27 protein-coding genes are annotated in these 26467 nt (G+C 60.8%); 18 read left to right on the top strand and 9 right to left on the bottom strand.

What is annotated here, in order from left to right; all coding sequences use genetic code 11:
* Window positions 1-226: 226 nt before the first annotated feature.
* Window positions 227-529, bottom strand: coding sequence for a DUF2288 domain-containing protein (locus tag HX855_RS07890; protein ID WP_177082303.1), 303 nt, complete (start codon window positions 527-529; stop codon window positions 227-229).
* A gap of 340 nt (window positions 530-869) precedes the next feature.
* On the opposite strand from HX855_RS07890, the gene HX855_RS07885 reads away from it, so the two are divergent.
* The 10 genes from HX855_RS07885 to HX855_RS07840 all read left to right on the top strand — a co-directional run bounded on the left by HX855_RS07885 (window position 870) and on the right by HX855_RS07840 (window position 8545).
* On the top strand, window positions 870-1997 hold the full coding sequence (locus tag HX855_RS07885; protein ID WP_177079680.1) for a branched-chain amino acid ABC transporter substrate-binding protein: 1128 nt from the start codon (window positions 870-872) through the stop codon (window positions 1995-1997).
* A gap of 45 nt (window positions 1998-2042) precedes the next feature.
* Complete coding sequence (locus HX855_RS07880; RefSeq protein ID WP_177082225.1) at window positions 2043-2225, top strand: hypothetical protein; 183 nt, start codon at window positions 2043-2045, stop codon at window positions 2223-2225.
* A complete protein-coding gene (livH, locus tag HX855_RS07875; RefSeq protein ID WP_003211659.1) occupies window positions 2225-3148 on the top strand; it encodes a high-affinity branched-chain amino acid ABC transporter permease LivH in 924 nt (307 codons plus the stop codon). Before HX855_RS07880 ends, livH begins: the two co-directional genes overlap by 1 nt.
* A complete protein-coding gene (locus tag HX855_RS07870; protein WP_177082301.1) occupies window positions 3145-4398 on the top strand; it encodes a high-affinity branched-chain amino acid ABC transporter permease LivM in 1254 nt (417 codons plus the stop codon). The genes livH and HX855_RS07870 overlap by 4 nt, the downstream gene beginning before the upstream one ends.
* On the top strand, window positions 4395-5162 hold the full coding sequence (gene livG / locus HX855_RS07865; RefSeq protein WP_177082299.1) for a high-affinity branched-chain amino acid ABC transporter ATP-binding protein LivG: 768 nt from the start codon (window positions 4395-4397) through the stop codon (window positions 5160-5162). The genes HX855_RS07870 and livG overlap by 4 nt, the downstream gene beginning before the upstream one ends.
* A 1-nt stretch (window position 5163) precedes the next feature.
* Entirely contained in the window at window positions 5164-5865 is a 702-nt protein-coding gene (locus HX855_RS07860; RefSeq protein WP_003211664.1) for an ABC transporter ATP-binding protein, read from the top strand.
* Window positions 5866-6082: 217 nt separating this feature from the next.
* Window positions 6083-6388, top strand: a complete 306-nt coding sequence (locus HX855_RS07855) for a DUF2282 domain-containing protein (RefSeq protein ID WP_177082297.1) — start codon at window positions 6083-6085, stop codon at window positions 6386-6388.
* Window positions 6389-6414: 26 nt separating this feature from the next.
* A complete protein-coding gene (locus HX855_RS07850; RefSeq protein WP_177082295.1) occupies window positions 6415-7290 on the top strand; it encodes a DUF692 domain-containing protein in 876 nt (291 codons plus the stop codon).
* On the top strand, window positions 7287-8063 hold the full coding sequence (locus HX855_RS07845; RefSeq protein ID WP_177082293.1) for a DUF2063 domain-containing protein: 777 nt from the start codon (window positions 7287-7289) through the stop codon (window positions 8061-8063). Before HX855_RS07850 ends, HX855_RS07845 begins: the two co-directional genes overlap by 4 nt.
* Entirely contained in the window at window positions 8060-8545 is a 486-nt protein-coding gene (locus HX855_RS07840) for a DoxX family protein (RefSeq protein ID WP_177082291.1), read from the top strand. Before HX855_RS07845 ends, HX855_RS07840 begins: the two co-directional genes overlap by 4 nt.
* Here HX855_RS07840 and HX855_RS07835 read toward each other — a convergent pair.
* Window positions 8542-9450, bottom strand: coding sequence for a LysR family transcriptional regulator (locus tag HX855_RS07835; protein ID WP_177082289.1), 909 nt, complete (start codon window positions 9448-9450; stop codon window positions 8542-8544). The genes HX855_RS07840 and HX855_RS07835 overlap by 4 nt on opposite strands.
* A gap of 104 nt (window positions 9451-9554) precedes the next feature.
* On the opposite strand from HX855_RS07835, the gene HX855_RS07830 reads away from it, so the two are divergent.
* From HX855_RS07830 to HX855_RS07820, 3 genes are all read left to right on the top strand, one after another.
* Window positions 9555-10154 (top strand): short chain dehydrogenase, encoded by a 600-nt coding sequence (locus tag HX855_RS07830; RefSeq protein ID WP_177082287.1) that lies wholly within the window; start codon window positions 9555-9557, stop codon window positions 10152-10154.
* 74 nt (window positions 10155-10228) lie between these two features.
* Window positions 10229-10900: a COG3650 family protein gene (locus tag HX855_RS07825; protein ID WP_177082285.1), complete on the top strand. Its 672-nt coding sequence runs from the start codon at window positions 10229-10231 to the stop codon at window positions 10898-10900.
* 107 nt (window positions 10901-11007) lie between these two features.
* Window positions 11008-12621 (top strand): NAD(P)/FAD-dependent oxidoreductase, encoded by a 1614-nt coding sequence (locus tag HX855_RS07820; protein ID WP_177082284.1) that lies wholly within the window; start codon window positions 11008-11010, stop codon window positions 12619-12621.
* A gap of 136 nt (window positions 12622-12757) precedes the next feature.
* Here the strand turns inward: HX855_RS07820 and HX855_RS07815 are convergent, their stop codons facing one another.
* Complete coding sequence (locus tag HX855_RS07815) at window positions 12758-13855, bottom strand: PLP-dependent cysteine synthase family protein (RefSeq protein WP_177082305.1); 1098 nt, start codon at window positions 13853-13855, stop codon at window positions 12758-12760.
* A gap of 213 nt (window positions 13856-14068) precedes the next feature.
* On the opposite strand from HX855_RS07815, the gene nhaA reads away from it, so the two are divergent.
* The 4 genes from nhaA to HX855_RS07795 all read left to right on the top strand — a co-directional run bounded on the left by nhaA (window position 14069) and on the right by HX855_RS07795 (window position 17229).
* Window positions 14069-15256 carry a Na+/H+ antiporter NhaA gene (gene nhaA, locus HX855_RS07810; RefSeq protein ID WP_177082282.1) on the top strand — a complete coding sequence of 396 codons (1188 nt, stop codon included), beginning with the start codon at window positions 14069-14071 and terminating at the stop codon, window positions 15254-15256.
* Between the two features lie 156 nt (window positions 15257-15412).
* Window positions 15413-16618, top strand: a complete 1206-nt coding sequence (locus tag HX855_RS07805; protein WP_177082280.1) for an S-type pyocin domain-containing protein — start codon at window positions 15413-15415, stop codon at window positions 16616-16618.
* A gap of 14 nt (window positions 16619-16632) precedes the next feature.
* A complete protein-coding gene (locus tag HX855_RS07800) occupies window positions 16633-16878 on the top strand; it encodes a pyocin S6 family toxin immunity protein (RefSeq protein ID WP_177082278.1) in 246 nt (81 codons plus the stop codon).
* A gap of 21 nt (window positions 16879-16899) precedes the next feature.
* Window positions 16900-17229 carry a hypothetical protein gene (locus HX855_RS07795; RefSeq protein WP_177082276.1) on the top strand — a complete coding sequence of 110 codons (330 nt, stop codon included), beginning with the start codon at window positions 16900-16902 and terminating at the stop codon, window positions 17227-17229.
* 77 nt (window positions 17230-17306) lie between these two features.
* On the opposite strand, the gene HX855_RS07790 is transcribed toward HX855_RS07795, so the two are convergent.
* From HX855_RS07790 to dinG, 6 genes are all read right to left on the bottom strand, one after another.
* Window positions 17307-17771, bottom strand: coding sequence for a glycine zipper 2TM domain-containing protein (locus HX855_RS07790; RefSeq protein ID WP_003189251.1), 465 nt, complete (start codon window positions 17769-17771; stop codon window positions 17307-17309).
* A gap of 283 nt (window positions 17772-18054) precedes the next feature.
* Window positions 18055-18702 (bottom strand): pyridoxamine 5'-phosphate oxidase, encoded by a 648-nt coding sequence (gene pdxH, locus HX855_RS07785; RefSeq protein WP_177082274.1) that lies wholly within the window; start codon window positions 18700-18702, stop codon window positions 18055-18057.
* A 27-nt stretch (window positions 18703-18729) separates the two neighbouring features.
* Entirely contained in the window at window positions 18730-19902 is a 1173-nt protein-coding gene (locus HX855_RS07780) for an OmpA family protein (RefSeq protein ID WP_177082272.1), read from the bottom strand.
* Between the two features lie 142 nt (window positions 19903-20044).
* Window positions 20045-21190, bottom strand: a complete 1146-nt coding sequence (locus HX855_RS07775; protein ID WP_177082270.1) for a serine hydrolase domain-containing protein — start codon at window positions 21188-21190, stop codon at window positions 20045-20047.
* 92 nt (window positions 21191-21282) lie between these two features.
* Complete coding sequence (locus tag HX855_RS07770; RefSeq protein WP_177082268.1) at window positions 21283-23610, bottom strand: beta-galactosidase; 2328 nt, start codon at window positions 23608-23610, stop codon at window positions 21283-21285.
* A gap of 95 nt (window positions 23611-23705) precedes the next feature.
* Window positions 23706-25850 (bottom strand): ATP-dependent DNA helicase DinG, encoded by a 2145-nt coding sequence (dinG, locus tag HX855_RS07765; RefSeq protein ID WP_177082266.1) that lies wholly within the window; start codon window positions 25848-25850, stop codon window positions 23706-23708.
* A gap of 99 nt (window positions 25851-25949) precedes the next feature.
* Here dinG and HX855_RS07760 point away from each other — a divergent pair, with 99 nt between their 5' ends.
* Window positions 25950-26414, top strand: coding sequence for a CopD family protein (locus HX855_RS07760; RefSeq protein WP_177082264.1), 465 nt, complete (start codon window positions 25950-25952; stop codon window positions 26412-26414).
* Window positions 26415-26467 lie beyond the last annotated feature (53 nt).

Here is a 26467-nt window from a genome sequence, read left to right as displayed (position 1 = left end):
TGTAAGAGCGGAACCCTAGGCGGCCGTTACCTAAATAACGGATATGTACACACACCAAGAAACAATTCCCCCCGCATTCCGCCCCGAACAAAACTGTTCCCATGACGCGCACGTAACCCCCGCCTGTGACCTTTCTCTACGGCAACGTGCCATCACGGCAAACGCAGTTACCCGCCTACACACTTAAACCCAGAAAAAACCCGCACCATTTTCGAGCAGGCATTTCCTACGCCGCCCTTTCCTGGATCAGAATCCAAGGCGAAACCACCACAGCCCAAAGCGCCGGATCCCGCTCAACCAGGTCCAATGCCCGCGTCGCAGACACCTCGCCCAGACTCCCCGCAGCCAGCCAGGCAGCGACTTTCTCACGGTTATCCTCCGCCATCCCCTCGGCGGCCTCGATCAAATCCAGCCCGGCGTCGACCCACAATAGGGCACCCTTGGCAAAGAACGGCTCAAGCTCCTTCCAGGAAATTTCCGCGGTTTCACCAAGCAGCTTGGCATAGAGGGTGCTAGGTTCTTGCGTCATGGGAATTCACCTGAAGAAAAAAACGGCGCAATCATACCGTCGAGTACCAGGCAGAAAAACCCAGTTGCAAATGAGGCACCGAACGAAAGTGTCAGGAAAGCCAAGGATTGCCCGAAACTCTGGCATCACCCCGCCGCAATTCTGTCTTTTTCTTTCATTTAAGCGACATACCCGGGTTTTGCCCCCAGCAGCCAGCTTTTCAAGCGATCAACCGGCGCTCTACACTGTACCGGTACAGTTGCCAGGCCGCTGCCGGGGGATATCCGAGATATCTGATCCGGTTCTGCAGCTCACAAGGCCGCTAGAACTATAAAAAATACAACAGTAAGAGTGGAGCACTATGAATAAGGCTACTAAGCAGATTTCCAAACTGTTTGCCGCTATGGTCCTGGCTGGGGTTGCCAGCCATTCGTTCGCCGCTGACACCATCAAGATCGGTATTGCCGGCCCTAAAACCGGCCCTGTGACCCAGTACGGCGACATGCAGTTCATGGGTGCCAAACAGGCTATCGCCGACATCAACGCCAAAGGCGGCGTAGATGGCAAAATGCTCGAAGCCAAGGAATACGACGACGCTTGCGATCCAAAACAAGCCGTAGCCGTAGCCAACAAAGTGGTCAACGACGGCGTCAAGTTCGTGGTCGGTCACCTCTGCTCCAGCTCCACTCAGCCAGCCTCCGACATCTATGAAGACGAAGGCGTGATCATGATCACCCCGGCTGCCACCAGCCCGGAAATCACTTCCCGTGGCTACAAGCTGATCTTCCGCACCATCGGCCTGGACAGCGCTCAAGGCCCGGCCGCCGGCAACTACATCGCCGACCACGTGAAGCCGAAAGTCGTCGCCGTTATCCACGACAAACAGCAGTACGGTGAAGGCATCGCCACCGCCGTTAAACAGACCCTCGAGAAGAAAGGCGTGAAAGTTGCCCTCTTCGAAGGCATCAACGCTGGCGACAAGGACTTCGGCTCGCTGATCCAGAAGCTCAAGCAAGCCAACGTCGACTTCGTCTACTACGGCGGCTACCACCCTGAGCTGGGCCTGATCCTGCGCCAAGCCAAGGAAAAAGGCGTAAACGCCAAGTTCATGGGCCCGGAAGGCGTCGGCAACGACTCCATCTCGCAAATCGCCCAGGGCGCTTCCGAAGGCCTGCTGGTCACCCTGCCGAAGTCGTTCGACACCGATCCTGCCAACAAGGCAATCGTTGAAGAGTTCACCAAGAACAAGCAGGACCCAACCGGTCCGTTCGTGTTCCCGGCCTACTCGGCTGTTGAAGTGATCGCCGGTGGTATCACTGCCGCGAAGAGCGAAGACACCGCGAAAGTGGCTGCGGCCATCCACGCCGGTACCTTCAAGACCCCAACCGGCGACCTGAGCTTCGACGCCAAGGGCGACCTGAAGGACTTCAAGTTCGTGGTCTACGAATGGCACTTCGGCAAACCAAAAACCGAAGTTTCCCCTCAGTAAGCCAGGCGTTACTGGTCAACAAGCCCACTGTGCAAGCAGTGGGCTTTGTTTTACGAGGTTTATGGGCCCGACACCCGCGATCCGGGAGCTGGCTCACCTGAAAATCTTAAAACCGTCACCAGCGGTTCGCTGGCAAACGCTTTGTGCAACCTGATCACAGAACAGGGCACCGAGCCGGAAATTGACTCCACCAGTGAAATGCGTATCGGGTTTTTAGGAGCGCTGTAATGCCTGAGATCTATCATTTTTTCCAAACGCTGGTTAACGGCATGACCGTTGGCAGCACCTATGCCTTGATAGCCATTGGCTACACAATGGTTTACGGCATCATTGGAATGATTAACTTCGCCCATGGCGAGGTGTACATGATTGGCTCCTACGTGGCCTTCATCGCCCTTGCCGGGCTGGCCATGCTGGGTATCCACTCCCTGCCGCTGTTGATGACCGCTGCGTTCCTGGCGTCCATCGTCGTAACCAGTGCCTATGGCTACAGCATCGAACGCGTTGCGTACCGCCCCTTGCGTGGCAGCAACCGCTTGATCCCGCTGATCTCTGCGATCGGCATGTCGATCTTCCTGCAGAACACCGTATTGCTGTCCCAGGATTCCAAGGACAAATCCATTCCCAACCTGATCCCGGGGAGCATCTCCTTCGGCCCAGGCGGCGCACAAGAAGTGCTGATTTCCTACATGCAGATCCTGGTCTTCGTCGTCACCCTGGTGGCGATGCTCGGCCTGACCCTGTTCATTTCCCGCTCCCGTCTGGGGCGCGCCTGCCGGGCCTGCGCCGAAGACATCAAGATGGCCAACCTGTTGGGCATCAACACCAACAACATCATCGCCCTGACCTTCGTCATCGGTGCCGCACTGGCCGCCATCGCTGCCGTGTTGCTGAGCATGCAGTATGGCGTGATCAACCCCAACGCCGGCTTCCTGGTGGGCCTCAAGGCCTTCACCGCAGCGGTATTGGGCGGCATCGGCAGCATTCCGGGCGCGATGCTCGGCGGGCTGGTGCTGGGGGTGGCTGAAGCCTTTGGCGCCGACGTGTTCGGTGACCAGTACAAGGACGTGGTGGCATTCGGTCTATTGGTTCTGGTGCTGTTGTTCCGGCCGACCGGCATTCTGGGCCGTCCGGAGGTTGAGAAAGTATGAGCAGATATCTTAAATCGGCGTTTTTCAGCGCCTTGCTGGTATGGGCCGTGGCCTTTCCGGTACTCGGCCTCAAGCTGAGCATTGTCGGGATCAACCTTGAAGTGCATGGCACCGGCCCCGTGACGTTGACCATCATTGCCCTGTGCTCGGTGCTGATGTTCCTGCGCGTGCTGTTCACCCAGCAGGTCGGTGCACTGCTCAAGTCCAACCGTGGCCCGCTGGTGTCGCCCAAGGTCAGCCAGTTCCTGACCCTGCCGCGCACCCAGCGCTACATCATCATCGGCCTGATCGTGGCCGCCCTGGTCTGGCCGTTCTTCGGTTCCCGTGGCGCAGTGGATATCGCAACGCTGATCCTGATCTACGTGTTGCTGGGTCTGGGCCTGAACATCGTGGTAGGCCTGGCCGGCCTGCTCGACCTGGGTTACGTGGGTTTCTATGCCGTGGGTGCCTACACCTACGCGCTGCTCTCCCATTACCTGGGCTGGGGCTTCTGGATCTGCCTGCCTCTGGCGGGTATGGCGGCGGCCACCTTCGGTTTCCTGCTGGGCTTCCCGGTGCTGCGCCTGCGGGGTGACTACCTGGCGATCGTGACCCTGGGCTTCGGTGAAATCATCCGTCTGTTCCTGCGTAACCTGACAGACATCACCGGCGGTCCCAACGGCATCAGCAGCATTCCCAAGCCGACGTTCTTCGGGCTGTCGTTCGACCGCACCGCCGCCGAAGGCATGCAGACGTTCCACGAGTACTTCGGGATCGACTACAACCCGGTGAGCAAAGTGGTGTTCCTGTACCTGGTGGCTCTGTTGCTGGCACTGGCGGCGCTGTTCGTGATCAACCGCCTGCTGCGCATGCCGATCGGCCGTGCATGGGAAGCGCTGCGCGAAGATGAAATCGCCTGCCGTGCGTTAGGCATGAACCCGACCGTCATCAAACTTTCGGCATTCACCCTCGGGGCAACCTTCGCCGGTTTCGCCGGCAGCTTCTTTGCCGCGCGCCAGGGGCTGGTGACACCGGAGTCGTTCACCTTCATCGAGTCGGCAATCATCCTCGCCATCGTGGTACTGGGCGGCATGGGCTCGCAGTTGGGGGTAATCCTCGCGGCGATCGTGATGATCCTGCTGCCGGAAATGATGCGTGAATTCAGCGAATACCGCATGTTGATGTTCGGCGCCATGATGGTGCTGATGATGATCTGGCGTCCTCAAGGCCTGCTGCCCATGCAACGTCCACACATGGAGCTGCGCAAATGAGCCGCGAGATCCTGAAAGTCGAAAACTTGAGCATGCGCTTCGGCGGCTTGCTGGCGGTCAATGGCGTGGCCCTGACCGTACAAGAGAAACAGGTTGTGGCCTTGATCGGCCCCAACGGCGCCGGCAAGACCACGGTGTTCAACTGCCTGACCGGGTTCTACAAGCCGGCGGGCGGTACCATCCTGCTGGACGGCCAGCCGATCCAGGGCCTGGCCGGCCACGAGATTGCCCGCAAGGGCGTGGTGCGAACCTTCCAGAACGTGCGGCTGTTCAAGGACATGACGGCGGTCGAGAACCTGTTGATCGCCCAGCATCGTCACTTGAACACCAACTTCTTTGCCGGCCTGTTCAAGACCCCGGCGTTCCGCAAGAGCGAGCGCGAGGCCATGGAATACGCCGAGTACTGGCTGGACAAGGTCAACCTCACCGAGTTTGCCAACCGCCCTGCCGGCACCCTGGCCTATGGTCAGCAACGTCGCCTGGAAATCGCCCGCTGCATGATGACCCGCCCGCGGATCCTCATGCTCGACGAACCGGCCGCCGGCCTGAACCCAAGGGAAACCGAAGACCTCAAGGCGCTGATCAGTGTGCTGCGTGAAGAAAACAACGCCACCGTGCTGCTGATCGAACACGACATGAAACTGGTCATGAGCATCTCCGACCATATCGTCGTGATCAACCAGGGCACGCCACTGGCCGACGGCACGCCGGAGCAGATCCGCGACAACCCGGCCGTGATCAAAGCCTATTTGGGGGAAGCGTAAAATGCTGCAATTCGAAAACGTTTCCACTTTCTACGGCAAGATCCAGGCGCTGCACAGCGTCAACGTCGAAGTGCGCCAAGGCGAAATCGTCACCCTGATCGGCGCCAACGGTGCCGGTAAATCCACGCTGCTGATGACCCTGTGCGGTTCGCCCCAGGCTCACAGCGGCAGCATCCGCTACATGGGTGAGGAACTGGTGGGCCAGGCCTCCTCCGAGATCATGCGCAAGAGCATTGCCGTGGTTCCGGAAGGCCGTCGGGTGTTTGCCCGCCTGACCGTGGAAGAGAACCTTGCCATGGGCGGGTTCTTTACCGACAAGGGCGACTACCAGGAGCAGATGGACAAGGTCTTGCACCTGTTCCCACGGCTCAAGGAACGCTTCAGCCAGCGCGGCGGCACCATGTCCGGTGGCGAACAGCAAATGCTCGCCATCGGCCGCGCGCTGATGAGCAAGCCCAAGCTGTTGCTGCTGGATGAGCCTTCACTGGGCCTGGCACCGATCATCATCCAGCAGATCTTCGACATCATCGAACAGCTGCGCAAGGACGGGGTGACGGTGTTCCTGGTGGAGCAGAACGCCAACCAGGCACTGAAGATCGCCGACCGTGCCTATGTGCTGGAAAACGGCCGGGTGGTGATGCAGGGCAGCGGCGAACAACTGCTGACCGACCCGAAAGTGCGTGAGGCTTACCTGGGCGGTTAATGCCGGCCTCTGTGGGAGCTGGCTTGCCTGCGATAGCATCGCTTCGGTGGTTCTGAAACACCGAGGCGTCAGCATCGCAGGCAAGCCAGCTCCCACACTTGTTTTGCGAAACCTGAAATTAATTTCGCCGCGTTTGTAACGAATCCCTTCCCCCTGTCTCTAGTGGTGTAAGCAGGCAGCTACGCTTGCCAACTCAACCCACTGCTGGAGATACACCATGACTACTAAAACCCGTTCGCTGTCCGCTGCCACCCTGATCCTGGCCCTGGGTTCGGCCCTGAGCCTGTCCGCCCTGACCACCACCGCCCACGCTGCCGATGACATGCAGAAATGCTTCGGTGTGGCCGAAGCCGGCAAGAACGATTGCGCTGCAGGCGCTGGCACCACTTGCGCCGGCACCTCGAAGGTCAAGGACCAAGCCAACGCCTGGAAACTCGTCCCGGCCGGCACCTGCCTGAAAACCCCAAGCGCCACCTCGCCAACCGGTTTCGGCCAGGAAGCAGCCTTCACCGCCAAGTCCTGAAACCCTGCACAGCCTGAGTACTGACGATGACGCTCCCATGCACCCACTCCATCTCCCAGGCTCAGGCGCCCGGCCTCCCACGTCGGGCCGGGCTGGGGCTCAAGAACGAGCACTTCAGTGAAGTGCTCGAGACTTCCCCCGACATTGGTTTTTTCGAAGTCCACGCCGAAAACTATATGGTGGCCGGCGGGCCTTTCCATCACTACCTGGGATTAATCCGCGAACAGTACCCGCTGTCGCTGCACGGTGTTGGCCTGTCTATCGGCGGCGAAGGCCCGCTGAACGATGACCACCTGGCGCGCCTGGCGACGCTGATCGAACGCTATCAACCCCACTCTTTTTCCGAACACCTGGCCTGGTCCAGCCACGGCCCGGTGTTTCTCAATGATTTGCTGCCGCTGGCCTATGACGATGAAACCCTCCAACGAGTATGCGAACACATCGACCAGGTGCAAAGCCGTCTTCAGCGGCGAATGCTGCTGGAGAACCCGTCGACCTACCTGCAGTTCCAGTGCTCCACCCTGGAAGAAACCGACTTCATCAGCGAAGTGATCCGCCGCACCGGCTGCGGGCTGCTGCTGGACGTCAACAATGTGTATGTGTCGTGCATCAACCATCAGCAAGACCCGTTGAAGTACATCGACGCCTTGCCCCTGCACGCCGTGAGCGAGATTCATCTGGCAGGGTTTGCCGAAGACACCGACAGCCTAGGCGACCGCTTGCTGATTGACGACCACGGCGCGCCGATCGACAACGCGGTATGGCAGCTCTACCAGCACGTGCTCAAGCGCACGGGGCCAGTGGCCACGCTCATCGAACGTGACAACCAGGTACCGGCCTTCAGCGTGCTGCACGCCGAAGCGCGTCAGGCCGAACGGTTTCTGCTGGAGGTGAGTGCATGAGCCGCCAGGACGTCTTTACCCGCGCACTGCTTTCGTCAGAGGAACGCTGCCCGCCAGGCTTGTTCAGCCGCAACGGCGCCGATCCGGCCAGTCGTTTTGCGGTGTATCGCAACAATGTTCACAGCTCACTGATCAACGCCCTGGCCACCAGCTACCCGGTCACCCTGCAACTGGTGGGCGATGAGTTTTTTCGCGCGATGGCCGGCGTGTATGTCCAGGAGTTCCCGCCGACAGGTCCACTGATCAATGAGTACGGCGGCGACCTGGCCGACTTTATCCAGGCCTTCGCCCCCGCCGCCAGCGTGCCGTACCTGGCTGACGTGGCGCGGCTGGAGCGGCTGCGGGTGATGGCCTATCACGCCGCAGATGTATTGGTACTGGATCAGCAAGAGGTCATCGCCGCCCTGCAACAACAGTCGGGCCTGGGCGAACTGCGCCTGCAACTGCATCCCTCCCTTGCCACCCTGAATTCGGCCTACGCCGTGGTGGCTTTATGGGCCGCGCACCAGACGGACGAATCCCTTGCCACCCTCGACCCCTTCCACGCCCAAAGTGCGCTGGTACTGCGCAACGGCCTGGACGTGCAGGTGTTTCGCATCGACAGCGGCTCGGTGGCGTTTATCAACAGCCTGAACAACGGCTGGCCGCTGGAGATGGCCGTGGCCTACGCCCTCGATGCCGCCGCCGAGTTTGACTTGCACCAATGCCTGGCCCTGCTGATCGGCCACGGCGCTATCACTCACTTGCACCTAGAACAAAAGGTATCGCCATGAACGCCAGCGCCCCCGGCCTGATCCAACGGATCATCCAGCTCTTCGAGAAAATCCCCTACAGCCTGATCGCCTTTGTCGCACGGTTCTCCATTGCCGCGGTGTTCTGGAAATCCGGCCAGACCAAAGTCGAAGGCTTTGCCGTGGACCTGATAGGCGGTACGTTCCAACTGGGCTGGCCGCAGCTGGCGCCGTCCACCGTGCCGCTGTTTCGCAGTGAATACCATGTGCCGTTGCTGTCGCCAGAAGTCGCAGCGCATTTGTCGGCATTCGCCGAGCATTTTTTCCCGGTGCTGATCCTGGTGGGGTTTGCCACACGGTTCTCGGCGCTGGCGTTGCTGGGCATGACCCTGACCATCCAGCTGTTCGTCTACCCGGAAGCCTACCCCACCCATGGCACGTGGATCGCACTGCTGTTGCTGCTGATAGCCAAGGGGCCGGGCTGTTTCTCCCTTGATCACCTGATTGCACGGCGCTACCGCTAAAGACGATCCAGGGCTTCGCCGCGGCGCTTGAACCAGCCCACCAGGTAATCCGCCAACACCTGAGTGCGTCGCGGCAAGCCGCCCTGGTACGGATGGACCAGGTACATCGGCAGGCTGCGGGTCTGATAATCGCGCAGGAGCCAGCGCAGGCGACCGTCAGCCAATTCCGTATGCAGCACGTAGGATGGCAAACGTGCGATGCCCGCGCCTACCAGCGCAGCCTTCTTCAGCAAGTTGTAATGGTTGGAGGCAAAGGTCCCGGACACGCGAACCCGCAGCAGCTCATGTTGCTGGTGATACAGCCACTCTTCGCGGCCACTGTAGTGGCTGTTCAGCAAGCAGTCGTGGCCCACCAGCTCGGCCGGAGTCAGCGGCTCGCCATGCTGTTCCAGGTACGCCGGGCTGGCGCAGGTCATCTCGTGCCAGGCGAGCAACGGCTTGGCCACCAGCCGCTCATCGTTGGCGACTTCCGAGCGCACGGCCAGGTCAAAGCCATCCCGCGCCAGGTCGCGATACTGGTTATTGAGTTCCAGCTCGATCTGCACCTGCGGGTACTCCCGGGAAAACTCCAGCAACAGGCCATCAAAGAAGGTTTCGCCCAGGGAAACCGGCACCGTCATACGCACGGGCCCGACCAGGTCGTCCTTGAGCCTGGCCAATGCCTGGCGGGCCCGCTCCACCTGGACCACCAACGCCTGGGCTTGGGGCAACAGCGCCGCCCCCGCCGCCGTCAGGCTCAAACGGCGGGTGGTTCGATGCAGTAACACCACCGAAAACTGTGCCTCCAATTGGCTGATGCGCTTGGACAGTTGCCCCTTGCTGCAGCCCAATTGCTGGGCCGCCAGGGTAAAACTGCCGGCTTCGATCAGCACCGCAAACGCCGCCAGGTCATCCATTTCGCTCATGGATTGTTTCCAATTGAAAACCAAAGGTTGCCTATTAGTGCACTTATCCGCGCAAAAAATCACTCTAGACTGAAAACTCACCTACACATCTGGAGGAAAGTACGATGAAAATCCTGTTGATTGGCGCAAGCGGCACCGTGGGCTCGGCGGTCAAGGCAGAGCTGTCCCAACGTCATGAAGTGATCAGCATCGGTCGCAAGAGCGGCGACTTTCGGGTCGACATCAGCGACAGCGCCTCGATCCGCAAACTGTTCGAGCAGACCGGCAAGTTCGACGCACTGGTCTGCGCCGCCGGCAGTGTCAACTTCGTGCCGCTGGCCGACATGAGCGAAACCGACTTCGATCTGGGCCTGCAAGACAAGCTGATGGGCCAGGTCAACCTGTTGCTGATCGGCCGTGAGTTCGCCAATGACGGTGCGTCGTTCACCTTCACCAGCGGCATTCTCAACCGCGATCCGATTCGCACCGGTGCTTCAGCGGCCTTGGTCAACGGCGCGCTGGATGCATTCGTGAAGGCAGCGGCGATCGAACTGCCACGCGGCCTGCGCATCAACTCGGTCAGCCCGACCGTATTGCTGGAAGCCATGGGCAGCTACGCACCGTACTTCCGTGGGTACAAACCGGCTCCGGGAGCAGAGGTGGCACTGGCCTACGCGAAAAGCGTGGAAGGCTTGCAGACCGGGCAGACGTTTATAGTTGGTTGATTCAACCTGTGTCCCGGGCTTGTGATGCACCGCCAGCCTGCGTAACGTGGCGGCACTTATCAGGAGACCCGATAATGCGTGCCGCCCGTACCCTAGCTTTGTTTGCCCTGTTGCCTCTGTTCACTGCCTGCCAGATGTTTGATAACGAGCCGGCCAAGCCCTCCCTCGCCGGGCTGACCCGTATGCAGGGTGAGCTGACGGCCCAGGGTGACAAACTGCTGTTCCAACCCTGCAACGACAAACGCAACTACGTCGTCAACGACACGGGCGGTACCAGCATCCTGCAGGAGGCCGCCTCCCTGGCCGGCCAGCAAGGCGCACTGTTTGCCGACTTGCGCGGCAAGTTTTCCGGCGTCGCCAGCGGCACCCAGGGGACGGTGGACCTGCAACAGGTGTATCGCGTCGAACGCTCGACGTCAGCCTGCGATGACCCGGACTTCAAGCGCATGATCCTGCGGGCCAACGGCCACAAGCCGGCCTGGGCGATGAACGTCACCGCCAAGGGCATGGTGCTGGAACGCGAAGGCCAGCCGCCATTGGCCGTGCCTTATGTGGAAGAGCAATCGGGCGACGGACGGTTCAACCTGATGACCGAAGCCAATAACCAGCACATTGAACTGTGGGTGGCCCCGCAACGCTGCGTCGACAGCGCCAGCGGCAGCCTGCAACACATGTCGGCCGAGTTGCGGGTGAATGGCCAGGTACAGCGCGGTTGCGCGTCGTTCGGCGGCTCGCGGGACGACTGATTGCACCCTGCGCTGTTTTAGCATGACGGGAAACCGCTGTTGGGGCTTATAATCGCCGGTTTGCAAAACAGCCGGCCTCTTTGCCCGCCGCCTACCGGATTCCTGTCATGTTACGAATCACCGAACTCAAGCTGCCCATCGACCATCCCGAAGAAGACCTGCGGCCTGCCATTGTGCAGCGCCTGGGCATCGCCAGTGACGACCTGCTCGATTTCACCCTGTTCAAACGCAGCTACGACGCCCGCAAGAAATCGTCGGAGCTGTGCTTCATCTACACCATCGACCTGGAGGTCAAAGGCGAGGCGGCCCTGCTGCTCAAATTTGCCGACGACCGCAACGTCAACCCGGCCCCGGACATCAGCTACAAGGTGGTAGGCCATGCGCCGGAAGGCCTGACCGAGCGGCCAATCGTCGTCGGTTTTGGCCCGTGCGGGATCTTCGCCGGGCTGCTGCTGGCACAGATGGGCTTCAAGCCGATCATCCTCGAACGCGGCCGTGAAGTGCGCCAGCGCACCAAGGACACCTGGGGCCTGTGGCGTAAAAACGTGCTGAACCCCGAGTCCAACGTGCAATTCGGCGAGGGCGGCGCCGGGACCTTCTCCGACGGCAAGCTCTACAGCCAGATCAAGGACCCGAAATTCCACGGTCGCAAGGTGCTGCACGAGTTCGTCAAGGCGGGCGCGCCGGACGAAATCCTCTACGTCAGCAAGCCGCACATCGGTACGTTCCGTCTGACCGGCGTGGTGGAAAACATGCGCCAGCAGATCATCGCCCTGGACGGTGAGGTGCGGTTTGAGCAACGGGTCACCGACGTGCTGATCGAAGACGGCCAGTTGAACGGCGTGGTGGTGGATGGCGGCGAGCAGATCCTGTCCAGGCACGTGATCCTGGCCCTCGGCCACAGCGCCCGCGACACCTTCCGCATGCTCCATGGCCGGGGCGTGTACATGGAAGCCAAGCCGTTCTCGGTGGGTTTCCGTATCGAACACCCGCAGTCGCTGATCGACGCCGCGCGCCTGGGCAAATACGCCGGGCACCCGAAACTCGGCGCTGCCGATTACAAGCTGGTGCACCACGCCAAGAATGGTCGCTCGGTGTACAGCTTCTGCATGTGCCCGGGCGGCACCGTGGTAGCGGCAACGTCGGAGCCGAACCGCGTGGTGACCAACGGCATGAGCCAATACTCGCGTAACGAGCGCAATGCCAACTCCGGGATCGTGGTGGGCATCACCCCGGAAGTGGATTACCCGGGCGGCCCGCTGGCCGGGATCGAGTTGCAGGAACGCCTGGAGTCCCACGCGTTCATCCTCGGCGGCAGCACCTACGAAGCGCCGGCGCAACTGGTAGGCGATTTCATCGCCGGCAAGCCGTCCACCGCCATCGGCACCGTAGAGCCGTCCTACAAACCGGGTGTAGCCCTGGGCGACCTGGCCTTGGCGCTGCCAGACTTTGCCATCGAAGCCATCCGTGAAGCGTTGCCGGCGTTCGAGAAGCAGATAAAGGGTTACTCGCTGCACGATGCGGTCCTGACCGGGATCGAGACCCGCACCTCGTCGCCGCTGCGGATTACCCGAAACGAGTCGATGCAGAGCTTGAACGTGAAGGGCTTGTTCCCGGCGGGTGAAGGTGCCGGTTATGCAGGCGGGATCTTGTCGGCGGGTGTCGACGGAATTCGGATCGCCGAGGCATTGGCGCGGGATATGTTGGGCCTGGAGGCTTAACCCCCACGCCAAAAACGCAGCAGATCAAATGTGGGAGCGGGCTTGCTCGCGAAGGCGGTGTGACAGTCAGCGAATGTGCCGACTGATCCACCGCTTTCGCGAGCAAGCCCGCTCCCACATTTGGTTATGCGGTGTTTCAGATATTGGCGCGCAACACGCTATCCGGCAGCGCCTCGCCCCGCTCTACACTGGCCGCAACGGCCGCAATCAAACCGTCCAACTCATACCCCTGCCCCGCCAACCAGGCCTGGTCGTAATAGGTCGTGGCATAGCGTTCACCGCCGTCGCACAAGATCGCCACGATCGAACCCGACTCCCCCGCCGCTTTCATCTGCTGCGCCGCAATCAACGCGCCGATCAGGTTGGTGCCGCTGGAACCGCCCACTCGCCGCCCCAGGCGCTGAGCCAGGTAATGCATGGCGGCCAGGGACAGCGCATCCGGCACCTTGACCATCGCATCAATCACCTTGGGCAAGAACGACGCCTCGACCCGTGGACGGCCAATGCCTTCGATGCGCGATCCACACTCCAGGCGCAGGCTGGCGTCGCCGCTCAGGTAATAGTCGAAAAACACCGAACGCTCCGCGTCCGCGCACAACACCCGGGTGCAATGCTGGCGATAACGCACATAACGCCCCAATGTGGCCGTGGTGCCGCCGGTGCCGGGGCTGGAAATCAGCCAGCTGGGCTCCGGGTAACGCTCAAAGCGCAACTGCTGAAAGATCGACTCGGCGATGTTGTTGTTGGCCCGCCAGTCAGTGGCGCGCTCGGCGTAGGTGAACTGGTCCATGAAGTGGCCGCCGCTTTCCTGGGCCAGACGTTCGGATTCGGCGTAGATCTGCGTCGGATCCTGCACCAGATGACTCTTGCCACCGTAGAACGCGATCTGCGCGATCTTTTCCTGGGAGGTGGTGGCCGGCATCACCGCAATAAACGGCAAGCCCAGCAGCCGGGCAAAGTACGCCTCGGAAATCGCCGTGGAGCCGCTGGACGCCTCGATCACCGGCGCACCGGGCTTGAGCCAGCCATTACACAACGCATAGAGGAACAGCGAACGCGCCAACCGGTGTTTCAGGCTGCCGGTGGGGTGGCTGGATTCATCCTTGAAATACAACTCGATGCCCGGCAAACCCGGCAGCGGCAAGGGGATCAGGTGGGTGTCGGCGCTGCGCTGGAAGTCCGCTTCAATAATACGAATAGCTTCGCGGGCCCATTGGCGATTGTCGCTCATGATCGGTTTCTCTAAGGATTTCAGACTTGATCTTAGGATGTTTCCTACACTCCACACAGATACAGTCATGACTCAATTGGAAACACAATTTTCGGGGTCTGAAGCACGATTGATCAGGCCGCTCCCTTATAACAAATAAGAATATAACTTTTGTTTTAATAACTATCGACTCGCGTTAGGGTACCCGCTTACTGAACTTTGATGGGAGAGCATCCCTTGCCTCTGCGTAGCACTTTCACCCGTTTCTTCCAGCTGGAAGCCGCCAGCGGTCTGCTTCTGATCGCTGCCGCCGCTTTGGCGCTGATCATCAACAACTCCCCGCTGTCGCACTTTTACGCGAGCTTTCTCGACGTCCCGGTGGTCGCACAAATTGGCGCACTGAAAATCGCCAAGCCGGCGCTGCTGTGGATCAACGATGGCCTCATGGCCCTGTTTTTCCTGTTGATCGGTCTTGAGGTCAAACGCGAAGTGCTCGATGGCCAACTGTCCAAGCCCTCGCAAGTGGTGCTGCCCGGCGCAGCCGCCATCGGCGGCATGGTGGTGCCGGCACTGATCTACTGGGCGCTGAACAAGGACAACCCGGCAGCCCTCGGGGGCTGGGCGATTCCCATGGCCACCGACATTGCCTTCGCCCTGGGCGTATTGGCCCTGCTGGGCAAGCGCGTGCCGGTGTCGCTGAAGCTGTTCCTGATGACCCTGGCCATCATCGACGACCTCGGCGCAATCATCGTGATTGCCATCTTCTACTCCACCGATCTGTCCGGGGCCTCGCTGGCCGGGGCGGCGGCGTGCCTGATTGCCTTGATTGCAATGAACCGGCTCGGTGTCGTCAAACTGGGGCCTTACATGATTGTCGGGCTGATCCTGTGGGTCTGCGTCCTCAAGAGCGGTGTGCACGCCACCCTGGCCGGGGTGACCCTGGCATTCTGCATCCCGCTGCGCACCAAAAACGCCGAGCCTTCGCCGCTGCTGACCCTGGAACACGCACTCCATCCCTGGGTGGCCTACGCGATCCTGCCACTGTTCGCCTTTGCCAACGCTGGCGTCTCGCTGACCGGCGTCAACCTGGAAAGCTTCACCCACCACGTGCCCATGGGCATCGCCGCCGGCCTGCTGCTGGGCAAGACCGTTGGCGTGCTGGGCTTCACCTGGGTCGCGATCAAAACCGGCCTTGCCGTGCTGCCCAATGGCGCCAATTGGGGCCAGGTGTTGGGCGTGGCGATCCTGTGCGGCATCGGCTTCACCATGAGCCTGTTTGTCGGCTCACTGGCGTTCTTGCCGGGCAGCAGCGAATACGCCGGCATGGACCGGATGGGCATCCTGACCGGGTCGATCTTGGCGGCGTTGATCGGGTATGCAGTGACGGCGATGGCCAGTCGCAAGCAGGTACTCGTTCATGCGTAACCGCTTTTGGAGCCGGCTTGCCGGCTCCAACCTCCTCTAGGCCCATTCGGCGCCATCTCACAGAACCGTCCTACATCCACCCTCCGCTGCTTGCCATAACGTCGTGCTCCCGGCTCCACCGTCGGACGTCGTTATGCAACACGCCAGGAGGGCACGATGGCAAACAACAAGGACATACCCCAGGTCTGGCGATGCTACGGGACCGGCACGGGGGGCTACCGAAAGCTCGAGAACATGAACGAGCGCGAGTTGGCTGATCGAGAGGCCAGGCAGCGAGCCTACGAAGCCATGCTTGCCCGACAGGAGGCCTACGAGGCCAGACGCACAGTGGAGTCGCCGCCAACGCCACTGCCCAGGGTTGGATGCGTGTTCGCCAAGTCCTGCAACCTGCCCGACGCCCTCATCGACTACAACAATCCGTCCGGCTACATACCGCTGGATCGCATAGGGGACTATGGCGAGCACGTGCTGCTCGGTGGCCGTGAAACGGACAGTGAGGGGCTGCTGCCGCTCAAGAAGATCAGCGGCAGCGCACTCCCGGCAGGGCTCGGCACATTGGCATTGGGCGGTTCCGCGATAGGCGGAGCATCAAGCGTCGCAGCCGGTGCTGGAACAGTCGCCGCTGGCCTGATGCTTGGGGTTGCAGCACTTATCTGGCCCTCCAGCTTGGGCGACAGCGCGCTCTACAGCGACCGTCAACTGCGCTCAATGCCACGCGCGCGTACACGGGTTCGCCTGCACGTCGAGCAATTAGCTAACGGCACCCTCAAGGGATACGCCTTCTACACAGGGAAAAATCGCGACTGGGAAATGATCGATGTCGTGCAGTTTGGGCTGCGAGGCACACATCAGGTCGCGGACTTGGGCGACGGGATTGAGCTGATCTGGACGCCTGCCATCGATCCGGCTGGCACACTTGGTATCCCTGCTTTGGAAGCTGCGCCGCAGGCACCGCAAATCTGGGTGTATCCGCCGACCGAGAAGGCCGCCAGCATCATCGTTGACCCGATATACCCGCCGGAATACAGGGATTTCATTCTGGTGTTTCCGGCGGATTCGGGCATTCGGCCGCTCTACGTGGTGGTCAGCGTTAGACCAGGTGACCATGGCTACTATGAGGCCCCTAACACACTTCCAGCCTTTCCCGACGCAGCAAGGGTTAAACCTAAATCATCCGTTCAAGGTGGAGGAAAAAAGAGAGCAAGGTGGGTCGATAGGAAAGGGAAAATCTACGAATGGGACTATAAAAGCAACGCCGTGGAAAAATTTGACAGATTTGCGATACACCTAGGAGAGTTCAACCATATAACGGGCGAGCAGACTGGCCCAGCAAAGCCAGGCAGAACGACTACTCGACAATAGCGAGAATACGATTCATGACCCATTTATCAATTACCGGCTTCTACCCTGACGAAAAACAGGATGACTCGTTGCAATTCGAATTCGATATAGAAGGAGCCGAACTCAATCAGGCTGCTGCCCAACTCACAGAGTCAAAGCCTCTGGAAAACCTGGCTCCAGGTGAGCTGGAGCTGACAAAAAGTCAGATAACGCAATTGGCGGTGTTGCTTAACATCAACCTCCCCGATGACTTGGAATACTTCATCGGGGTACGCGCGTAACGGCACAACCAAAGGTATGCCTTGATTTATCACGACCCGTCTTTGAGTCACGATGAAGCTATCAGCTTTCTCACCACCACCGACCTAAGCAAGGTCACAGAAGCAATAATATCCATCGGCCTTAACGAAACAGACGCTACGTGGGCACAAGAAACCTGCCTCCGGTATGTGAGCAATGATGACGAGAACATCGCGTCAGCTGCCATCATTGCGATAGGCCACATCGCGCGGCGCTTCGGTGAGCTGGACATGGCGAAAATTTCGCCAGCACTGCAACAAGCAAAAACAAAATCACCGTTTCTGAGTGGTGCCGTCCAAGACACGCTTGACGATATCCAGATGTTCACCTGATCCGGCAAGACATACGCCCAACAAAAAACCCCAACCGATCACCCGGTTGGGGTTTTTCTGTTCCTGCGACCTTACTCTTAACGAGTAACGCGGCTGGTTCCGTCCACAGTCATGATGCGAACGCGATCACCGATGCGGAAGATTTCGTTCTCTTGAACAGCCTGGACGTAGGCGCGCATGCTGCCGTCGTCTTCGCGAACGGTAATTTCAACGCCCTGGGTGCGGGTCAGGCCTTCTTCGGTGGCCGAGCCCAGCAGGCCGCCGGCAACTGCACCGATAACGGCGGTGACGATACTGCCACGGCCGCCACCGATGGCGCTGCCGCCAACGCCACCGATGACTGCGCCAGCAGCGCCGCCGATTGGGGTCTTGGTGCCTTCGATTTTCACCGGACGCAGGGATTCGATGGTGCCCATGCGAACAGTCTGCACACGACGTGCTTCGTCACGGGAGTACGAGTCGCCGGTCAGACTCGAGGCGCAGCCACCCAGCAGCAGCGACAGGGTGGTAAAGCAGGCAACCAGTAAAACGGACTTACGCATAGCATCAACTCCAAAGGACAGGTATTCATTAAACCGCTGCGGCTTGCTGCCTGTCACGGCATGCCGGGCAGAAAATTGTTTTCATTCAGCCTTAGTACAGAGAGCCTGTACCGAAAAACTCGACGAATGGTAACAGCCTCAACGCCATCAGGCTCTTCATAGGCCTGTTTAATCATTGTAGCCATACGTAAGGGCAGCATGACGCAGCACTGGCCAACCGAAGCGTCTGACTAGAGACTTCGGCGTGCCGTGCAACATTCAGGCGAGGTGACGAAAGGTGGGCTCAGGGCGCCAGCCGCTCACGGGCCCAGTCGGCACCCTGCAAGCGGTAGTTCAAGCGGTCGTGCAAACGACTCGCGCGGCCTTGCCAGAACTCGATGCGCTCTGGCAGCAGGCGGTAGCCGCCCCAGTGCTCGGGGCAGTCTGGCTGGGTATCGCTGAAGCGTTGTTCGGTCGCCTTGAGCAGGTCCTGCAATTCTTCGCGATCCCTGATCACCCGGCTCTGCGGTGAAGCCCAGGCGCCCAGGCGGCTGCCCAGCGGGCGGACCTGGAAGTAAGCGTCCGACTCCTCGGGCGAGACCTTCACGACCCGACCTTCGATGCGCACCTGGCGCTCCAGGGTCGGCCAGAAGAAGGTCATGGCAGCAAACGGGCGCGCCGCGAGCTGTTCGCCCTTGGCGCTCTGATAATTGGTGAAGAAGGTAAAGCCCTGTGCATCCAGCCCCTTGAGCAGCAGGATCCGGCAATGGGGACGACCGTCCTGGTCGACCGTTGCCAGCGTCATGGCATTGGCCTCCACCGGTGGCTGCTCGGTTTTCACCGCGTCGCTGAACCACTGGTGGAACAAGGCAAACGGTTCGTCCGGGGCCTGGGCCTCGCTCAAACCGTCCCGTGTGTAGTCACGGCGCATATCGGCCAGTGCCTGGGTCATGCGGCGTTATCCTTCTTGCTCAAATAATCAGTTTTTTGCCTGGTCGTTCGTAGCGGCTGGAGCTGCAGCCTTGGCCGGTGCCGGTTTTTTCGCGGCGGGCTTGGCAGGTGCCTTTTTGGCAGCCGGCTTGGCAGCGGCTTTCTTGGCGACTGGCTTTTTCGCTGGAGCCGCTTTCTTGACCGGAGCCGCCACTGGCGCAGGAACGTCTTGCACCGCAACCATTTCAGCCTTCGGCGGGTTGGCCGAGTTGTACTTGCTCAGCAGGGCCAGCATGGTGGTGCGCTGGGTGAACATGATTTCCATGCGACGGTTCAGGGCACGGCCCTGGGTGCTGTCGTTGGCGGCGCGCGGCATCAGGTCACCCATGCCACGCAGCATCAGGCGGTCCTGCTTCAGGCCGCTGAGGCTGAAGATCGAGGCGATGGACTGCGCACGTTCCTTGGTCAGGGCCTGGCTCACCGGCTCGGCGCCTGTGGTATCGACGTGGCCCAGTACCAGTACGGCCGTCTTCGGATCGCCTTCAACCGCCTTGGCAACGCGGGTGAATGGACCCAGGGTCACCGGCAGCAACATCGCCGGGCGTTTCGGGTTGTAGGAGCCGTCGACCGGGGCAATCACGACCAAGACGTTGTCGCGACGTTCCAGTTGCAGGTTGCTGTCCTTGATCGCGAGACGCAGGCGTGGCTCGTAATCGTCCAGCCAGGCCTGGGTAACTTTTGGATCAGGCATCGGGATGTTGGCAACGTCGACCTTGGCCAATGGCTTTGGCTTGCTTTCGAACGGCCACCACCATTTGGTATCGGTATCTGTCTTGGCAACAGCGGGTGCGGCAGCCGGTGCAGCAGCTGGGGCGCCGGATGCAGGCGTCGCAGCCTTGAGGTCGGCCTTCAGGTCAGCCTTGGCATCGTCGGTTTTCGACGAGAACGGCCACCAGCTGGAGCCGGTATCCGCCTTGGCGACGGGTGCAGCAGCAGCCGGGGCAGGTGCCGCAGCGGCAGGCGCTACCGGCGCAGCCGCCTTGGCAGCGACGGCAGGCTTGGCATCCGGCTTGGTATCAGCTTGGCTCACTGCGTCCTTGGTAGCAGCCTTATCAGAGCCAAATGACCACCAATGCCCACCTTCGGCATCATTTTGTGGGGTTTGTGCACAGCCAGTAATAGTGAGGCATAGCGCCAGTGCCAAGGACTTGTTCGATAACATGAGATATCCACAAAATGAGAAAAAATCAGGGGCCTGAATGACCCGTTAAACAGACGCTTCTGGAACATTAAAGTTACAACATTTTGCCTAGCGTCTTTTTGTATGTGCCTTTGTAACAAAAAAACGCAAGACAGCAAGCTATTTACAGACAACCGGCCAATATTCTGACCAACTTTTGCGCCCGCGGGTCCATAAGTACGTAAGGCCCCAATGTATTGGTCACAAAACCAAAGGCTACATCATGTTCCGGGTCGGCAAACCCCACCGAGCCCCCTGCCCCGGGATGCCCGAACGCCCGTGGGCCAAGGCCGAACGTGGCGTTTGGCACGTTCGGTTGATCCAACATGCAGCCCAGGCCGAACCGGGTTTGTGTCAATAAGGTTTTATCCGGGCCAATACTGTGTTCACGGGTCAACTCTTCAAGCATATCGGCTTCCAGCAAACTACCGTCGAGCAGCCCACTATAAAAACCCGCCAGACTTCGCGCATTACCGTGACCATTTGCCGCTGGCTGCTGCATACGCCGCCATTCGGGTTTATTAGTGCTGGTGAGAATAGACGGTGGATTGGTAAATGCGCGGGTAGTCATGGCCATCGGCTCGCGCATCGTTACTTGAAGTAAACGTTGTGCCGCCTCATCGCCTACATTGCCCTTGCCCCGGGCTATATGGGCCACGCGATAAAACTCTTCATCTGCCAGACCCACATGGAAGTCCAGGCCCAATGGCCGTGCAACCCGGGCCACGATGGACTCGCCCGGCCCGCGGCCGTCGGCGCGACGGAGTAATTCACCCACCAGCCAGCCGTAGGTAATCGCCGCATAGCCATGGCCTTCTCCGAGCTTCCACCACGGGGCCTCGGCCGCAAGGGCGTCGACCATCATTGGCCAGTCGTAAAGCGCTTCAGCGGGCAGGGTTTCGCGCAGGGCCGGCAGCCCGGCCTGGTGGCAGAGCAGATGGCGCAGGGTGATGGCTTCTTTGCCGGCTGCCGCGAATTGCGGCCAGTATTTAGCGACCGGTGCATCCAGCTGCAACTTGCCTTCGGCTACCAGCTGCAGCGCCGTGACGGCCGTGAAGGTCTTGGTGCAGGAGAACAGGTTGGCGATGGTATCGCTATGCCAGGCCTCGGCACCGTCCTTGTCGGCAGTACCGGCCCACAGGTCGACGACGGTTTCGCCACCGATCTGGATACACAGCGCGGCGCCACGCTCCTGAGGGTCGTCGAACAGCGCGGCAAAGGCTTCACGCACCGCTTCGAATTGGAGCTCGTAATGACCCTGAATCTGCACCTAAGCCCCCTCGGAAACGTACCGCAAAAAGTGGCCGACATTGTTCCAGCCATTGAGTGATTTGGGAACCCGCACTCGTCGATCAGGCCCCATCAATGGCCCTTGCCGGAATGCCCGCCGGCATGCCCTGCGCCCGGCTCCCCGGCATTGCCCTCACGCCCGGTTCTACCGCCTTCACCGGTGTGGGCCGCGCTTGCCGCCTTGGCCTTTTCGGCCTCCTTGCCCAACTGGTCGACCGCCGCCAGGTTACTTTTACGCACACTGTCGACAAAGCCCTGGTACGGCACATCGGTGATGCCCACCAGGCCAAAGTGGCCGTTTTCGCCGTCCAGCAGACGTCCGGTGACCGGCTGGTCCAGGTACTGGAACCAGTGCACGCCAACGATCGACGGTTCAGCCATGGCCTGCTTGAGGAAGTTGGCGTAGGCAGCCCCACGGTCCTCTTCCCTGGCCAACTGGGTCACGCCGCCCCAGAACGGGCCACGGTCCGCCGAGCCGAAGTTGAACTCGGTGATCAGTACTGGCTTGTCCAGCGCCCGCAGCGCTGCGAAATCGTAACCGTCCTGGGGCTTGAGGGTGTACATGTTGAAACTCAACACGTCGCAATACTGCGCGCAGGACGCCACCGCCTCCGGTGTACTGACCGCGTAACGGCCACCCAGCAACAGCTGGTTGGGCGCATGCCATTTCAGCGAGTCGGAGATGGTCTTGAAGTAGGCATCGGCGAAGGTCTTCTGGAAGTATTTGAAGTCTGCTTCGATTTCCGGGTGCTCGGGGTTCGGCATCGGCGGCACAAAACCCGGGTCTTCCATCAGCTCCCAGGCCGGCAGGTCGATGCCCCAGGCCTTCGACAGCCCGGCCTGGTTGCGGTACTTGTCGCGCAATTGTTTGAGAAACGCGCGCTTGGCCGGTACGTCGGTGGTCATGCGCAAGGTGCCGTAGGCCAAGGCATAGCGGGATTTCGGATCATCGCCGGGGCCGGCCCAGGCCAGCTCGTTGTCGGCAAAGTAACCGATCAGCCACGGGTCATCCCGATGGTCGCGGGCGGCAATCGCCACCGCGCGTTCGGTGGCCATGGCGAAGCGCGGGTCGAACGGGTCGGGCATGCCGCCCCACCAATCGGTACCGGTGCTGATGCTCGCGTAATCACCGACGATCGACAGGGGCAAGGTGTAAGGCACCCGGTCGGCGGTCGCCAACTGCGGCGCACTCCAGTTGCCCACGGTGTTGAAACCCCAGGCTCGCAAGCGGTCGAGGGTATGGCTGACCCAGCGTTTCGAGTCGAAACCTTCCGGCGTGCACGGCGCAGGCGGCACGCAAGGCTGGCCATAGGTGCGCTGCAGGTTGGCGCCATAGAAGTCGTACCAGCGCCCGGCATTAAAGCTGCGGCCCTGATCTGCGCCATTGCCGCTGCGGCTGTCACTGCTGCCGTAGTATTTGTCGAACGGTTCACCGGCCTTGGGCAACGCGGCAAACATCCATTCGCGGCCCGCCACGTAGGTCTGGCTGTTGTCCGGGGCCACGGTGTTAACGCCCAGGGAATAGAAAGGATGGCCTTGCGGTGTCACCAGGTACCAGCGCCCGTCACGTTTCTCGGTGCGGAAGAAACCGCTGGCGTCAAAGGCCGGGCCCTTGTTCCAGCCGCCGAATTTGTCCAGGGACGCCTTGTCGCGTTCGGCCAGCCAGCCCTTGAGCTGTTGCTGCTCCTTGACCGCAGCGGCCCTCAACTGGTCGTCACTGCTGACTTTTTCCGGCCAGCGGGCCCGGGTGGACTGCCCGTAAGCGTCCACCAGTTCACTGTAGGTGGCCTTGAGCACGGGTTCGATGTCCTGCACGCCAAAGCGCTCCAGCAAAATGCTCTGGGCAACATTGGGCTTGATCATCGACAGGGTCACCGACACCACCTGGCTGCGGTCGATCTCGCCTTCACTGCTGGCCAGCAACACGCGCTGGCCGTCAACGGTGATGGGCATCGGCGGGCCGGCCTTCATGCCCTGGCTCAGCGGCGAATTGGCTTGCAGGGGAATCAGCAACGTCTGCGCCGGGCCGGCAGGCAGGTCGACACGGCTGAACAGCGCCCTGCCGTCATTGCTCTGTACTTTGACGTACACGGTCAGCGCCCAGTCCATCGCACTTTGGATGCGCAAGCTCATGGCGCCGGACTGCGACCAGTCCCAGGCGCCGCTTTGCGGGCTGAGCACCAGGCTCGGTTCGGCCGCGGGGTTGAAGGTGATACGGCGCAGCACTTCGCCTTCAGGGGTTTGTTCGGCGTTGTATTGCGGCAGGCTGGCGTCCTGGGTCGCCACCTTGACCACATCGGCGGGCCGTACAAAGTTGAATAACGTTTGTTGCCCGGCAGGCGCAGCCAGCAATGGCGCGGCAAACAACAGGGCAAAAACAGCGGGCAGCGTGCGAATCATGTGAACAAGGCTCTCCCAAACGGCCGATGACTGGCCTGATGAAGTGAAACGATGGTGAGATAGACCACGAAGTGGGCGATTTCGCCCACGGTGGCTTATGAAATTTCCCGCCGGAACGGCGGCAAAGCATTCAGGATAGCTTTCCCATAGCGCTGGGTGACCAGGCGCCGGTCAAGCAAGGTGATGGTGCCGCGATCTTCTTCGGTCCGCAGCAGGCGCCCGCAGGCCTGGACCAGCTTCAGGGAAGCGTCCGGCACCGAGATTTCCATGAACGGATTACCGCCCCGGGCCTCGATCCATTCGGCCAGCGCCGCTTCCACCGGGTCATCCGGCACCGAGAACGGGATCTTGGCGATCACCACGTGCTCGCAGTAGGCGCCCGGCAAATCCACACCTTCGGCGAAACTCGCCAGGCCAAACAGCACGCTGGAGTCACCGCCATCCACCCGCGCCTTGTGCTTGTTCAGGGTTTCCTGTTTCGACAGGTTGCCCTGGATAAACACCTGCTTGCGCCAGTCACGGTCGAGGCCGTCGAACACGTCCTGCATCTGTTTGCGGGACGAGAACAGCACCAGCGTGCCCCGGGAACCTTCCACCAGCGACGGCAGGTCGCGAATGATCGCCGCCGTGTGGGCCGGCGCATCCCGTGGGTCGGCCTTGAGGTCCGGCACCCGCAGCACACCGGCGTCGGCGTGATGGAACGGGCTCGGCACCACGGCGGTAACGGCTTTTTTCGGCAGCCCGGCGCGCATGCGGAAGCGGTCGAAGGTGCCCAGGGCTGTCAGCGTGGCCGAGGTCACCAGGGTGCCGTAGGCCACGTTCCACAGGTTGCGTCGGAGCATTTCCGCCGCCAGGATCGGGCTGGCGTTGACCTCGATATCAAACAGCGCACCGCTTTCCGACAACGTCAGCCAACGCGCCATGGGCGGGTTGTCTTCCGGGTCTTCCACGGTAAAAGCGGTCCATAGCTCCCAGTTGCCCTGGGAGCGGGACAGCAGGCTGCCGAACAGTGGGTACCATTCTTCGGCCTGGTTGCTGGCGATGCCGATGTTCACCTCGCCGTCCATGCCTTCCTTGAGCAGGTCGGTAAGACGGGTGAACAGGTCGGTCAGGCGCGAGAAGCCTTTCTTCAGCTCGATGCCCATCTCGCGCATGTGCTCGGGGATTAGCCCGCCGACGAAACGATGACGCGGCCGCTCACGGCCTTCCACGTCTTCGCCGGGCTTGAAGTCGGCTACCTGCTCGCAGGCGCTGAACATGAACTGCTGCTGGGTCTTGATCTCTCGCGCCAGCTCCGGAACCTGCTCGATCAACTTGCCCAGGTCGCCGGGCAGCGGGTGCTGGGCCAGCAGTTTGGTGAGGTTCTTGGCGGTGGTTTCCAGCCAGTCGGCGGTGGAACGCAGGCGCGTGTAGTGGGCGAAGTGGCCGATGGCCTTGTCGGGCAGGTGATGGCCTTCGTCGAACACGTAGAGGGTGTCACGCGGGTCCGGCAATACGGCGCCGCCGCCCAGGGCCAGGTCGGCCAGGACCATGTCATGGTTGGTGACAATAACGTCGACCTTGCCCATGCCTTCCCGGGCCTTGTAAAAGGCGCACTGGCCGAAGTTGGGGCAATGGCGGTTGGTGCACTGGCTGTGATCGGTGGTCAGGCGTGCCCAGTCGGCGTCTTCCAGGGCATTCGGCCAGCTGTCGCGGTCGCCGTCCCATTTATTGCCGGCGAGTTTCTCGATCATGCTGGTAAACAGCTTCTGACTGACCTCATCGACCTCAATCTTGAAGCCTTCTTCTTCGAACAGCGACGCTGTGGCGGTTTGCGCGTGGCCTTCCTGCAACAATACATCGAGCTTGGACAGGCACATGTAGCGCCCACGGCCCTTGGCCAGGGCGAAGGTGAAGTTCAGGCCGCTGTTGCGCATCAGGTCTGGCAGGTCTTTGTAGACAATCTGCTCTTGCAGGGCGACGGTGGCGGTGGCAATCACCAGGCGTTTGCCGGCGGCCTTGGCGGTGGGAATCGCCGCGATGCAATAGGCCACGGTTTTGCCGGTACCGGTGCCGGCTTCGACGGCCACCACCGCGGGGTCGCCACTGCGCCGGCCTTCGTCGTCGGTGTCGATATCCCCGAGGACCTTGGCGACTTCGGCGATCATCAGGCGCTGGCCGTACCGCGGTTTCAAGCTCTTGGCTTCGAGAAAACGCGAGTAGGCGCCCTGGATCGTGGTTTTGAGTTCAGTGCTGATCATGGATAGTCGGGCGCAAAAAACGCTGGATAAATTTTCAGTGGTTCGGATCGGCCGCTATCATACCCCGCTAATTAATCCCGCGCAGAACGGAGTACCCCAATGACCGTGTTTAGCCTTGCTTATACCCTGCATGTACTGGCCGCCCTGATCTGGGTCGGCAGTATGTTTTTCGCCTGGATGATCCTGCGCCCCGCCGCCATGGCCGCGCTGGACGGGCCTGCCCGGCTGAAACTCTGGGTAAATGTGTTTCAACGTTTTTTCGTGTGGGTCTGGGTGGCGGTGCTGGTCTTGCCGATCAGCGGCGTCGGCCTGCTGCAACTGCGCTTCAACGGGTTTGAGACCGCGCCGCGTTATGTGCAGATCATGATGGGATTGTATGTGGTGATGACGGCGTTGTTTATCCGGATCCAGGCGTTGAAGTTGCCTGAGTTGCGCACGGCGGTGGCGGCTGAGGATTGGCCGGCCGGGGCGGCGGCGCTGGGGCAGATTCGTAAGTTGGTGGGGATTAATTTGATTGTGGGGTTGGTGCTGGTGGCGATTGCTTCGGCACGGCCGATGTTCTAGGGCACCCCATACCCTGTGGCGAGGGGCTTGCTGTGGCGAGGGAGCTTGCTCCC

Origin of the sequence: Pseudomonas sp. IPO3778 (assembly GCF_013386825.1) — a bacterium.
Lineage (GTDB): Bacteria > Pseudomonadota > Gammaproteobacteria > Pseudomonadales > Pseudomonadaceae > Aquipseudomonas.
The sequence above is the reverse complement of the archived record's forward strand: the minus strand, read 5'-3'. Positions and strand labels throughout refer to the sequence as shown.

Excerpts from the sequence above, each read along its gene's own strand:
- HX855_RS07890 (WP_177082303.1), bottom strand. The coding sequence starts at position 529 with ATGACGCAAGAACCTAGCACCCTCTATGCCAAGCTGCTTGGTGAAACC.
- HX855_RS07885 (WP_177079680.1), top strand. The coding sequence starts at position 870 with ATGAATAAGGCTACTAAGCAGATTTCCAAACTGTTTGCCGCTATGGTC.
- livH (WP_003211659.1), top strand. The coding sequence starts at position 2,225 with ATGCCTGAGATCTATCATTTTTTCCAAACGCTGGTTAACGGCATGACC.
- HX855_RS07870 (WP_177082301.1), top strand. The coding sequence starts at position 3,145 with ATGAGCAGATATCTTAAATCGGCGTTTTTCAGCGCCTTGCTGGTATGG.
- livG (WP_177082299.1), top strand. The coding sequence starts at position 4,395 with ATGAGCCGCGAGATCCTGAAAGTCGAAAACTTGAGCATGCGCTTCGGC.
- HX855_RS07860 (WP_003211664.1), top strand. The coding sequence starts at position 5,164 with ATGCTGCAATTCGAAAACGTTTCCACTTTCTACGGCAAGATCCAGGCG.
- HX855_RS07855 (WP_177082297.1), top strand. The coding sequence starts at position 6,083 with ATGACTACTAAAACCCGTTCGCTGTCCGCTGCCACCCTGATCCTGGCC.
- HX855_RS07850 (WP_177082295.1), top strand. The coding sequence starts at position 6,415 with ATGACGCTCCCATGCACCCACTCCATCTCCCAGGCTCAGGCGCCCGGC.
- HX855_RS07845 (WP_177082293.1), top strand. The coding sequence starts at position 7,287 with ATGAGCCGCCAGGACGTCTTTACCCGCGCACTGCTTTCGTCAGAGGAA.
- HX855_RS07840 (WP_177082291.1), top strand. The coding sequence starts at position 8,060 with ATGAACGCCAGCGCCCCCGGCCTGATCCAACGGATCATCCAGCTCTTC.
- HX855_RS07835 (WP_177082289.1), bottom strand. The coding sequence starts at position 9,450 with ATGAGCGAAATGGATGACCTGGCGGCGTTTGCGGTGCTGATCGAAGCC.
- HX855_RS07830 (WP_177082287.1), top strand. The coding sequence starts at position 9,555 with ATGAAAATCCTGTTGATTGGCGCAAGCGGCACCGTGGGCTCGGCGGTC.
- HX855_RS07825 (WP_177082285.1), top strand. The coding sequence starts at position 10,229 with ATGCGTGCCGCCCGTACCCTAGCTTTGTTTGCCCTGTTGCCTCTGTTC.
- HX855_RS07820 (WP_177082284.1), top strand. The coding sequence starts at position 11,008 with ATGTTACGAATCACCGAACTCAAGCTGCCCATCGACCATCCCGAAGAA.
- HX855_RS07805 (WP_177082280.1), top strand. The coding sequence starts at position 15,413 with ATGGCAAACAACAAGGACATACCCCAGGTCTGGCGATGCTACGGGACC.
- HX855_RS07800 (WP_177082278.1), top strand. The coding sequence starts at position 16,633 with ATGACCCATTTATCAATTACCGGCTTCTACCCTGACGAAAAACAGGAT.
- HX855_RS07790 (WP_003189251.1), bottom strand. The coding sequence starts at position 17,771 with ATGCGTAAGTCCGTTTTACTGGTTGCCTGCTTTACCACCCTGTCGCTG.
- pdxH (WP_177082274.1), bottom strand. The coding sequence starts at position 18,702 with ATGACCCAGGCACTGGCCGATATGCGCCGTGACTACACACGGGACGGT.
- HX855_RS07780 (WP_177082272.1), bottom strand. The coding sequence starts at position 19,902 with ATGTTATCGAACAAGTCCTTGGCACTGGCGCTATGCCTCACTATTACT.
- HX855_RS07770 (WP_177082268.1), bottom strand. The coding sequence starts at position 23,610 with ATGATTCGCACGCTGCCCGCTGTTTTTGCCCTGTTGTTTGCCGCGCCA.
- dinG (WP_177082266.1), bottom strand. The coding sequence starts at position 25,850 with ATGATCAGCACTGAACTCAAAACCACGATCCAGGGCGCCTACTCGCGT.
- HX855_RS07760 (WP_177082264.1), top strand. The coding sequence starts at position 25,950 with ATGACCGTGTTTAGCCTTGCTTATACCCTGCATGTACTGGCCGCCCTG.